Annotated in this window: 10 protein-coding genes; 9 read left to right on the top strand and 1 reads right to left on the bottom strand. The window is 65.5% G+C overall.

Annotation, left to right across the window (positions count from 1 at the left end):
* Positions 1-3 precede the first annotated feature (3 nt).
* The 4 genes from PCJ21_RS21990 to PCJ21_RS21975 are packed head-to-tail and all read left to right on the top strand — an operon-like array spanning position 4 to position 5106.
* Positions 4-1335: a UDP-glucose dehydrogenase family protein gene (locus PCJ21_RS21990; RefSeq protein ID WP_269933564.1), complete on the top strand. Its 1332-nt coding sequence runs from the start codon at positions 4-6 to the stop codon at positions 1333-1335.
* A gap of 22 nt (positions 1336-1357) precedes the next feature.
* Positions 1358-2437, top strand: coding sequence for a glycosyltransferase (locus tag PCJ21_RS21985; protein ID WP_269933562.1), 1080 nt, complete (start codon positions 1358-1360; stop codon positions 2435-2437).
* Positions 2438-2464: 27 nt separating this feature from the next.
* Entirely contained in the window at positions 2465-3646 is a 1182-nt protein-coding gene (locus tag PCJ21_RS21980; RefSeq protein WP_269933561.1) for a glycosyltransferase, read from the top strand.
* Entirely contained in the window at positions 3643-5106 is a 1464-nt protein-coding gene (locus PCJ21_RS21975) for a lipopolysaccharide biosynthesis protein (RefSeq protein ID WP_269933560.1), read from the top strand. The genes PCJ21_RS21980 and PCJ21_RS21975 overlap by 4 nt, the downstream gene beginning before the upstream one ends.
* Here PCJ21_RS21975 and PCJ21_RS21970 read toward each other — a convergent pair.
* Entirely contained in the window at positions 5053-6396 is a 1344-nt protein-coding gene (locus PCJ21_RS21970; protein WP_269933559.1) for a polysaccharide pyruvyl transferase family protein, read from the bottom strand. The two genes, PCJ21_RS21975 and PCJ21_RS21970, sit on opposite strands and share 54 nt — an antisense overlap.
* Positions 6397-6563: 167 nt before the next feature.
* On the opposite strand from PCJ21_RS21970, the gene PCJ21_RS21965 reads away from it, so the two are divergent.
* From PCJ21_RS21965 to PCJ21_RS21945, 5 genes are all read left to right on the top strand, one after another.
* Entirely contained in the window at positions 6564-7733 is a 1170-nt protein-coding gene (locus PCJ21_RS21965) for a glycosyl transferase family 1 (RefSeq protein ID WP_269933558.1), read from the top strand.
* A 26-nt stretch (positions 7734-7759) separates the two neighbouring features.
* Positions 7760-8740, top strand: coding sequence for a glycosyltransferase family 2 protein (locus tag PCJ21_RS21960; protein WP_269933557.1), 981 nt, complete (start codon positions 7760-7762; stop codon positions 8738-8740).
* Positions 8737-9669 carry a glycosyltransferase gene (locus tag PCJ21_RS21955; protein WP_269933556.1) on the top strand — a complete coding sequence of 311 codons (933 nt, stop codon included), beginning with the start codon at positions 8737-8739 and terminating at the stop codon, positions 9667-9669. The genes PCJ21_RS21960 and PCJ21_RS21955 overlap by 4 nt, the downstream gene beginning before the upstream one ends.
* Positions 9659-10609, top strand: coding sequence for a glycosyltransferase family 2 protein (locus PCJ21_RS21950; protein ID WP_269933555.1), 951 nt, complete (start codon positions 9659-9661; stop codon positions 10607-10609). Before PCJ21_RS21955 ends, PCJ21_RS21950 begins: the two co-directional genes overlap by 11 nt.
* A gap of 68 nt (positions 10610-10677) precedes the next feature.
* Positions 10678-10807, top strand: a 130-nt coding sequence (locus PCJ21_RS21945; RefSeq protein WP_442866059.1) for a sugar phosphate nucleotidyltransferase, incomplete at its 3' end; no start/stop codon positions are given.

Here is a 10807-nt window from a genome sequence, read left to right as displayed (position 1 = left end):
CGGATGAAGCTTACGGTATTTGGGATTGGCTATGTCGGCCTTGTGCAGGCGGCGGTGCTGGCGGAGGTCGGGCATGACGTTGTCTGCGTCGATGTCGACGCGGCCAAGGTGGAGCGGCTGAACCAGGGCTTCATCCCGATCTTCGAGCCGGGGCTGGAGGCCTTGGTGCGCGACAACCACGGCGCCGGCCGCATCGTCTTCACGACGGACGCCTCGCTGGCCGTGGCGCATGGCGAGATCCAGATGATCGCCGTCGGCACGCCGCAGGGCGAGGACGGCTCGGCCGACCTCAAATATGTGCTGTCGGTGGCCTCGGCCATCGGCCGCGAGATGGCCGGGCCGAAGATCGTCGTCACCAAGTCGACCGTGCCGGTCGGCACCGCCGACAAGGTCAAGGCGGCGATAGCGGCCGAGCTGGCGCGGAGGGAGCGCGAGGACCTTGCCTTCGACGTCGTCTCCAATCCGGAGTTTTTGAAGGAAGGCTCGGCGGTCGCCGACTGCATGAAGCCCGACCGCATCATCGTCGGCACCGCAAGCGAGACCGCCGAGGCGGTGATGCGCGAGCTCTACGCGCCGTTCAACCGCAACCATGAGAAGATCATCGTCATGGACGTGCGCTCGGCCGAGTTCACCAAATATGCCGCCAACTGCATGCTGGCGACCAAGATCAGCTTCATGAACGAGATGGCCAACCTCGCCGAGCTGCTCGGCGCCGACATCGAGGAGGTGCGCAAGGGCATCGGCTCGGACCCGCGCATCGGCTACCACTTCATCTATCCCGGCCTCGGCTATGGCGGCTCGTGCTTTCCAAAGGACGTGCGGGCGCTGATCCGCACGGCGCAGGACGTCGGCTTCGCGCCGGTGCTGCTGCAGTCGGTCGAGGACCGCAACAATGCGCAGAAGGCGGTGCTGTTCGACAAACTCCAGGCGCACTTCAATGGCGATCTCGGCGGCAGGACGTTTGCGCTGTGGGGGCTGTCGTTCAAGCCCAACACCGACGACATGCGCGAGGCGCCGAGCCGCGTCCTGATGGAAGCGTTGTGGGCCGCCGGCGCCAGGGTCCAGGCCTACGACCCCGAGGCGATGAACGAGGCGCAGCAGATCTTTGGCCAGCGCGACGACCTGATGCTGTGCGGCACCAAGGAGGCGGCGCTGCGCGGGGCGGACGCGCTGCTGATCGCCACCGAGTGGAAGAACTTCCGCGCGCCATCCTTCGAGCTGATCGGGCAAGCATTGACCACACCGGTCATTTTCGACGGCCGCAACCTCTACGACCCGTCAGTCGTCGCCCGCCACGGCATTCAGTACGTCTCCATCGGCCGAACGGCCGCGTGAGCAACCGACAAGGAGAAGGGACATGAAAGTTCTGTTTGCCGGCGGCAACGGCTACACCCCAGAGTTCAGCGGCGGCGTTCAATCGAGCACGCACCACCTGGTCGAGCAGCTGCGCGCCCATGGCCACGACGCCTCGGTGCTGGCGGCACTGTTCGGCGACGGCATGTTCGGCTTCAAGGCGCGGGCCAAGATGAAGCTGACGCGCCAGCGCGCCGTGATCGACACCGTTCCCGGCTATCCTGTCGTGCGGGCGTGGTTTCCGTGGGAGGCGGCGGATTTTGCCGTGCGCAAGCTCACTCCCGACGTGGCGGTGGTGCAGTGCCACAAATCGGTGCCAATCGGAAAGGCGCTGGAAGCGCAGGGCGTGCCGCTGGTCGTCTATCTCAGGAACGTCGAGTTCCATGAGCTGGGCGGCGATCTCAGCGAACTCGGCTCTGCCCGCTACATCGCCAATTCGGACTTTACGGCCAGGACCTACCACCAGAGGTTCGGCATCACCTCGACCGTCATTCCGCCGACGGTCAATCCGGCGTTGTACGCCACCCGATCCACGGGCGACTTCGTCACGCTGATCAACCCCTATGACGAGAAGGGATTCGAGCTGGCCGTCCGCATCGCCGGACGTTGTCCCGATATCCCGTTCCTGTTCGTCGAAAGCTGGAAGCTGGCCGACGATCATCGCGCCAACATCGAGAACACGATTGCGCCGCTCGGCAATGTCCGGCTCGAAAGCCGTACCAACGACATGAAGACGGTCTATGGCCGCACCAAAATCCTCTTGGCGCCGAGCAAATGGGAGGAAGCCTGGGGGCGGGTGGCGTCCGAAGCGCATTGCAGCGGCATTCCCGTCGTCGGCTCGCGCCGCGGCGGCCTGCCGGAAGCGATCGGTTCCGGCGGCGTGGTGCTCGACTACGATGCGCCGCTCGATGTCTGGGTCGGGGCTGTGCGTTGCCTGTGGGACGACCAGCTCGAGCACGGCCGTCTTTCGGAGGCGGCGCGGGCGTTTTCGCAGCGGCCCCAGCTCAACCCGGATGCGCAGTTCGCCGCGTTCATGGGCGTTCTCGAAGCCGCTGCGGCGCAACGGCTCGAGCGTGCCGCCTAGATGCGTCTTGCGCAGAAAGCGAAGCCGATGAAGGTCTGTTTCGTCGTCGACAAGTTTCCCTCGTTGTCCGAGACCTTCGTTCTCGACCAGATCGCAGGCTGCCTCGACCGCGGGATGGAGGTCGGCGTCGTCTGCAACGAGACGACGTTCGGCAAGGAGCTGAATGTCGACGACGCCCGCTGGCGCAACCTGCCGGAAGGCGTTGCGCGCTGGTGGGGCGGGCTTGCGCCGCTGCGCCCGGCAATGCGCAACTGGACGGGGCCGCTGTGGGACAAGGCATCGACCGCTTTCGACATCGCCTTTGCCGGCAAGCTGGAAAAGTATGACGTCATCGTCGCGCATTTCGGCAACAACGGCCTGCGCGTTGCCCGGGCGAAAAAGCGGCGGCGCATTGCGGCGCCGCTGGTCACCATCTTCCATGGCCACGATGTCGGCGCGCCGATGCATGACGGCACGCTGTCGCGCTATGGCGTGGTGTTCGAGGAGGGCGCGCTGCAGCTGCCGGTCAACGGTTTCTTCCGCGAGGCGCTGATCGAGGCCGGTGCTGCCGCCGAACGCGTCGCCGTGCACCATATGGGCGTCAACACCGACGAGATCGGCTTCCTGCCGGCAGAGCGTGGGGCCGGCGTGCTGTCGCTGATCTCGGTCTGCCGACTGACTGAAAAGAAGGGCATCGGCTACGCCCTGCAGGCGCTCGCCGAACTGCGGACGCAACGGCCTGATATCGACTGGTCGTACACGGTCATCGGCGGTGGGGAGACGGCCGAACAGACCCGCGACCTGGCGCGAAAGCTGAACCTGCTCGACCGGGTCGCATTTCTCGGGCCGCTCCCGCACAGGGAGGTCAAGCAGCGGCTGGCAGGCGCTCACGCCTTCGTCCTGCCGAGCGTCATGGCGCGCGACGGCGACCTTGAGGGCATCCCGGTTGCGCTGATGGAGGCGATGGCTGCAGGCCTGACGGTGGTCAGCACCTACCATTCGGGCATCCCCGAACTCATCGAGGACGGCCGCACCGGCCTGCTGGCGCCTGAGCGCGACGTCCATGCCTTGGCCGACAGGCTGGTCTGGATCGCCGAGAACCCCGAGGCATGCGCGGACATCGCCAGGGCTGCGCGGCGCAAGGTCGAGGACGATTTCGATTCGACCAGGCTCAACGACGCCTTCGCCGACACGCTGTTCCGTCTCGTTGCGGCAAGGGCGGCAGCGTGACGGCACAAGCCCAACAGCCACTCGGCCGCATAGCCTTGCGCGGCGGCGCCCTGACCGCCGCAGCGCAAGTCGTGCGGATGGGCATCCAGTTTGTCTCGGTCGTCGTCCTGGCGCGCATGCTGGCGCCCGAAGATTTCGGCCTGGTCGCGTCGGTCGGGCCGATCGTCGCCTTTGTCGGGCTGTTCCAGAATCTCGGCCTGCAGCAGGCCGTTATCCAACGGCCCGATATCGGCCAGGGGCAACTCAACCAGGTTTTCTGGATCAGCGCGCTCGCCGGGCTTGTCTGCACCGCTGTCGTGGCGGCGCTGTCGCCTGCGGTTGCCGCATTCTACGGCGATCCCCGCATGACGGGAATCGCACTGGCCGCAGCCGCGCCTTTGTTGTTTGGCAGCCTGGCGGCGCTGCCGCTGGCGCTGATGAACCGTCACCTGCGGTTCGGCCAGCTGGCGGTCAACGACGTCCTCACCGGGCTCGCCGGTCTGGCGGCAGCGATCGCCGCCGCCTATGCCGGTCTCGGCTACTGGTCGCTCGTCATCGGTCCGGCGGCCGGGGCCGTGGTGACGCTTCTCGCCGCCTGGATCGCCACGCGGTGGATGCCCGGCAGGCCGGATATCAGGGTCGATCGCGACATCCTGACGTTCGGGGCCAACCTGACCGGTTTCAACCTGGTCAATTTCTTCTCGCGCAACCTCGACAACATCCTGATCGGCAAGTTCTCGGGCGCGATCGAGCTCGGCTATTACGACCGCGCCTACAAGCTGCTGCTGTTCCCGCTGCAGAACATCAACCAGCCGCTGTCGCGGCTGATGGTGCCGCTGCTCAGCCGTATCCAGGACGACAAGGCCCGCTTCCGCGCTCTCTATCTCAGGACCAACTGGCTGCTCGCTCTGGTGACCGTTCCCGGCATCGCCGCGCTTTCGATGGCGGCGGAGCCGGTGGTGTCGCTGCTGTTCGGCGAGCGCTGGGTGGCGGTTGCGCCGATCTTTGCGTGGCTCGGCATCGCCGGGCTGATGCAGCCCGTGTCGAGCACGACCGGCTGGGTGTTCATCTGCCAGGGAAAGACCGGCACGATGTTCCGCTGGGGCATCTATTCGGCCCTGACGACGGTCTTGTCCTTCGTCGTTGGCCTCAAATGGGGCGCGGTCGGCGTCGCCGCGGCTTATGCCATCAGCGGCTACGTGCTGCGGCTGCCGGTCCTGGCGGTTCTGATGCAGCGCGTCGGGCCGGTCTCCGCCGGGGATTTCCTGATGGTCCAGGGCTTGCTGATCGCCGCCGCCGCCGTGGCGTGGCTGGGCTACGGTCAGTTGCCCGTGGCCATGACCGGCCAGTCGCATGTCGTGGCGGCGGCCACCGCCGGCGTGTTGAGCTACGCGGTGGCGCTGTGCTTCATGCTGGCTGTGCCGCAGTCACGCCGCGCCCTTTTCGAGGCGGTGCGCACCATTACCCGCAACACCGGCTGAATTGTTGTCCGCGAGCAGGGGCCTGATCAGCGCCGCTGCCGACATGGCCGAGACATGCTCCTTGAGGACCGCCGCCAGCGTGGTGCGGCGGAACTGCCGCAGGTGGGAGACGAAGGCCGCAAGCTTGCCGGTTGCCTCGTCCGGCATCACCGTGTCGATGTCGAGCAGCAGGTCGCCCAGGCCGACGCGCTTGGCAAGTTCCCTGGTCTTGAATTCGTAGGCGATGGGCAAGACAGGCGTGCCGACGCACAGCGACATGATCATCATGTGCATCCGGGTGGCGATGACGAAGTCGAAGCCCTTGACCAGGGCCATCAGCTGTTCCGGCGTGTGGAACGATGCATCGACGCTGACACGGCTGGCGATCTCCGGCGGCAGTTCGGCGACGATGGCGCGCGCCGTCCTGGCGTCGTCGTGGGCGTATTCGGGCACGCCCTGGCAGGTCGACACGAAGGTCACCTGCTTGCCGAGGTCGCGCACCAGCGTCGTCGCCATCGCTGCGATCGATTCGCGATAGCGCTGCATGCCTTCGGCACCGTCGCCGACATAGTTCCAGTGCCGGACCGAGATGCCGACGCGGCCGGTCGGTTGCGGCGGTTGGGCCGCGGACAACGCACCCTCGATGCGGGCGACGTCGGCGAGGGCAAACACGGAATCGGCGACGACATGACATTTGGCTTCGTCGTCCACCAGTCCGGCGAGCTGCCTGCGGGAGCGCTCGTCGCGCAGCAGGATCAGCGGACTGCGGTCGAAGGCCGGCTTCAGCTCGCGCCTGTTGTAGTCATTGTCGAAAGGCCCGAGCGACTGGGTGAAGAAGATGGTGTTCTTGCCGAGCGCCTCGTCGATGCGGAACTGATTGAGGCGCTTTTCGAGATTGTAGTTCTCGACGAGGTAGGTGCCGCCTGTCGTGATGACCAGGTCGGCCTGCCTGTAGATGTCGAGGCTGCGGCGGTCCTCGCTGCTGAACATGGTTTCGTCGAGCGCGCGGCTGGTGCCGTAGTGGCGGAGCGCGCTGAGCGCCAGGCGATTGTAGATCGGCTTGGCAAGGTTCTTCAGCCGGTTGGCGTCATAGGGGTATTTGAAGATCGACTCGGCGAGCAGCTTGCGGATCTCGATATCGGGATGGTCGTGCCTCGGGTAAAGCCGGGACGCGACTTCGGGCTGGCTGTCGAAGACCTGAAACTGCAGCGCACCGTCATAGGCCGATTTGAGAATGTGGCGGATGGCCAGCAGGATCGCCGCGTCGCCCGTGTTCAGGCAGACGGTGTTTTCGACGACAACTTTCTTCATAAGACCGCATCTCCGTAGGTGTGGCCCGCCCCCCGGGATGTCTACAGATCAAACAGGCTATTTTGCGACGCAACAAAAGTTGAGCCGATCGGGGACAGTAATTGTTGCGATGCAGCAAATGCTTCCCTAGCATTCCCGATCGGTGGGCCAAACTGCGAGCGTGATTCATGCTGCATGTTCTGTACCTCGTGCATGACGTTTCCGATCCAGCTGTTCGCCGTCGGGTCATCATGCTCAAGGCCGGTGGCGCACGTCTGACGTTAGCCGGTTTCCGCAGGACTTCTGTACCTGTTGCCGATATCGAAGGCATCGTGCCGATCGACCTCGGATATACGCGCGATGGCCGCTTTGCGCAGCGGCTCGGCGCCGTGGCGAAGGCTGTCGCAAGCATCGCGAGGTCGTTGAAGCGGGTTGCTGCGCCGGATCTGATCTTGGCGCGCAATCTCGAGATGCTGGCTCTGGCCAAGCGCGCGCGCAGCGCGTTCGGATCGTCGGCGCCGGTCGTCTACGAATGCCTCGACATCCATCGCCTCGTCCTGCGCGACGACATGGTCGGCCGTGCGCTGCGCGGCGCCGAGCGCAGGCTCGGGCGTGACGTCAGGCTGCTTTTGACGAGTTCGCCGGCCTTCGTCAGGCAATATTTCGAGAGGTTCGGCCAGATCGACGCGCCGGTCGAGGTTATCGAGAACAAGCTGCTCGAACTTGGACCGGAGGCGCCGACGGCGCCGTCGATCGAAGGGCCCGAGGCCTCGCCGCCATGGCGCATCGGCTGGTTCGGCGCGTTGCGCTGCCGCAAGTCGCTGGAATTGCTCGGCCGTTTTACCGGAGAGACTTCCGGGCATGTCGAGGTTGTCATGCGCGGCCGGCCGGCGCTCAGCGAGTTCGACAACTTCTTCGGCACGGTCGGCGCTGCACCGTATCTGTCCTTCGGCGGCGCCTACCGGAATCCGGAAGACATGGCCGCGATCTATGGCGGCGTGCATTTCTCATGGGCCATCGACTTCTTCGAGGAAGGCCAGAACTCGACATGGCTTCTGCCCAACAGGCTTTATGAAGGTTGCCGTTTCGGCACCGTGCCGATCGCCATGGCCGGGACCGAGACGGCGGCTTTTCTGGAACGCCAGGGCATCGGGATCGTGTTGCGCGAGGCTTCGGTTGCGGCACTCGACGAAGCGTTCGGCGCGATGACGCCGGAGCATTACCGCGCCTTGCGCGGCCAAGTCACGGCCCGCGAGCCGTCGACATGGAGCTGCAACAGCTCCGACTGCCGCGTGCTCGTGGCCAAGCTGGCGACCATCGCCGGGCTCGCCAAAGGCGACTTCGCCACAGCCGCCTGAAATCAAACCAGAAAACAAGCTGAGCAATGCCCATTTCCTGCATCATCGTGATTCCGTGCCTCAACGAAGAGCGCCATATCGGCCGCTTGCTCGAGCAACTGCGGCCGGCGGCCCGAAGGCTGGGCGCCCGCATCGTCGTCGCCGACGGCGGCAGCGACGACGCTACCTGCGCCATCGTCGGCCGCATCGCCGATGAAGACGACAGCGTCGTCCTGATCGACAATCCCAGGCGTATCCAGAGCGCTGCGGTGAACCTCGCCGTGCGGCAGTTCGGCAACGGCTGCAGGTACCTGATCCGCATCGATGCGCATGGCGGCTATCCCGACGACTATTGCGACCGGCTGATCGACGAGGCGCTCGAGACGGATGCCGATTCGATCGTCGTGTCGATGCTGACCAAAGGCACCGGGCCGGTCCAGAGGGCGGCTGCCGCCGCGCAGAATTCGCGTCTGGGAACCGGCGGTTCCAGGCACCGGCATCGCTCGAACGGCGAATGGGTCGATCACGGCCATCACGCGCTGATGCGCATCGACGTGTTCCGCCGGGTCGGCGGCTATGACGAGAGCTTCACCCACAATGAGGACGCCGAACTCGACCACCGGCTTCGCCAGGGCGGCTACAGCATCTGGATGAGCGGCCGGACGCGGATGACCTATTTCCCGCGCAACTCGCTGAAGGGCCTTTACCGCCAGTATCTCGGCTACGGCCGGGGGCGCGCGCGCAACGTGCTCAAGCATCGCGTTATGCCGAAACTGCGCCAGCTGGCGCCGCTGATGGTCGCGCCGGCCGCCTTGCTTGCGATCCTGACGCCGCTGCACTGGCTGTTTGCCCCGCCGCTCGGGCTTTGGGCCGCGATATGTCTTGCCTACGGCGGACGGCTCGCCTGGCGGGCCGGAGACCCGAAGCTCGCACTGGCGGGCGTCTCCGCCATGATCATGCATTTCGCATGGTCGCTGGGCTTCTGGCAGCAGCTGGCCGGCGTCGGGATGCGGGGGCGCGACGCATGAGCACGACCCTCCAGAGCATCGATATCTGCATCTGCACGTTCCGGCGGCCCGAACTTGACGCGACATTGCGCTCGCTGGCGGCGATGGAGCTGCCGGAAGGCTATCGCATCGGCATCATCGTCGCCGACAACGATGAAACGCAGAGCGCCGCCGAGCTGGTGGCCGGGCATGCCGCAAGCCTGGAGCTGCCGATCCGCTACGTCCATTGCCCGGCGCGCAACATTTCGATCGCGCGCAACGCCTGCCTCGATGCAAGTCGTGCGGACTGCGTCGCCTTCATCGACGACGACGAGAAGGCGACAAGCCGCTGGCTGTCGCGGCTGGTGGACATGGCCACCATCTCCGGCGCCGACGTCGTGCTCGGACCGGTCAGGGCGCGCTATTCGACCACAGCTCCCGGCTGGATGCGCATGGGCGATTTCCATTCGACCTATCCGGTGTTCGTCGGCGGCGAGATACGCAGCGGCTACACCTGCAACGTGCTTTTGAGGATGGCAGCGCCAGGGATCGCCGGGCGGCGCTTCAATCTGGCGCGCGGACGCACCGGGGGAGAGGACACCGAATTCTTCGATCAGGTGCATAGCGCCGGCGGACGTTTCGCCTATGCCGCCGACGCCTGGGTGGAAGAGCCTGTCCCTCCAGGTCGAGCCACGTTCGGCTGGCTGGCCAGGCGCCGGTATCGCGTCGGCCAGACGCATGGCACGCTAGTGGGCTCGAAGCGGTCCTTGCCGGGAATGGTTCCCGCCATAGGCCTTGCCGTCGCCAAGGCGAGCTACTGCTTCGCCGCGGCCGGCTTCGCCGCGCTCCATCCGGTTCGCCGCAATCGTTCGGTGCTGCGCGGTGTCATGCATATCGGCGTCGCGAGCGGCCTGCTCGGGCTGCGCGAACTGCGCCTCTATGGCGCACAGGAGGTCGGCAATGCAGCCTGACGTCAGCTTCGTCATCGCCGCGCACAATGCCGAGGCTACGCTTGGCCGCGCCATCGGCAGCGCCTTGCAGCAACGTGGCGTGACTGTCGAGGCTATCGTCGTGGACGATTGCTCGACCGACGGCACGCTTGCCTTGGCGCATGCTTATGCCGACGAGCGGGTGAGGGTGCTGGCACTTGACGCAAATCGCGGGCCGGGAGGGGCGCGAAATGCCGGCCTCGACGCCGCGGGGGGGCGCTGGGTGGCGATCCTCGATTCAGACGACAGCGTGCATCCGGACCGGCTGACACGAATGATCGTGCGGGCAGAGCAGCAACATGCAGCCATCGCAGTCGACAACATCGAGGTGATTCGAGAAGACGAGAGCTCTCCTGAGGCGATGTTCTCGCAGGAATTCCTTGGACAGTTTGCGGAAATCTCGCTCGCCGACTTCATCAACGCCAATCTCGTCTTCGAATCCGCGTTCAATTTTGGTTACATGAAGCCGATATTCCTGCGTGGATATCTTGAGCGCCACGCCCTGCGCTACGATGAAAGCCTGCGCATCGGCGAGGACTACATCCTGCTTGCCAGCGCTCTCGCCAAGGGCGGCAGATGTGTCGTCGAACCGGCTGCAGGCTATGCGTACCATGTGCGCAGCGGTTCCATCTCGCGGGTGCTGAAGCTCCATCATGTCGAGGCCATGCAGCGCGCCGACGCACAGTTCGCGCAAGTCAACCGGCTTGATGCGGAGGCGCAGGAAGCGTTCACGCGGCGCGCCCGAAGCCTGAAGCAGGCCGCCACATTCCTGTCATTGGTGCAGCACATCAAGTCGCGCTCGCCGCTAAAGGCGATGAGGACCGCATTGGGGAATCCTGCTGCGGTTCGCCACCTGCGCATGCCGATAGCGGTGCGGCTGCGGCGGGTAGCCGGTCAGTTCGCCTACCGGTCGGGCCGGTGAGACGACAGTCCCATCGCAAGGCCGGATTACGAAAACGAGGAGTGCATATGAACAAGAGGTTGGGAACGATGAGGAAAGTCCGCAAGGCCGTCATTCCGGTGGCTGGTCTGGGCACGCGGTTTCTGCCGGCGACGAAGTCGATGCCGAAGGAGATGCTGCCGGTGGTCGACCGTCCGGTGGTGCAATACGCCGTCGACG

The organism is Aminobacter sp. HY435, from assembly GCF_027568395.1.
In the GTDB taxonomy this organism is placed as follows: Bacteria; Pseudomonadota; Alphaproteobacteria; order Rhizobiales; family Rhizobiaceae; genus Aminobacter.
The sequence above is the reverse complement of the archived record's forward strand: the minus strand, read 5'-3'. Positions and strand labels throughout refer to the sequence as shown.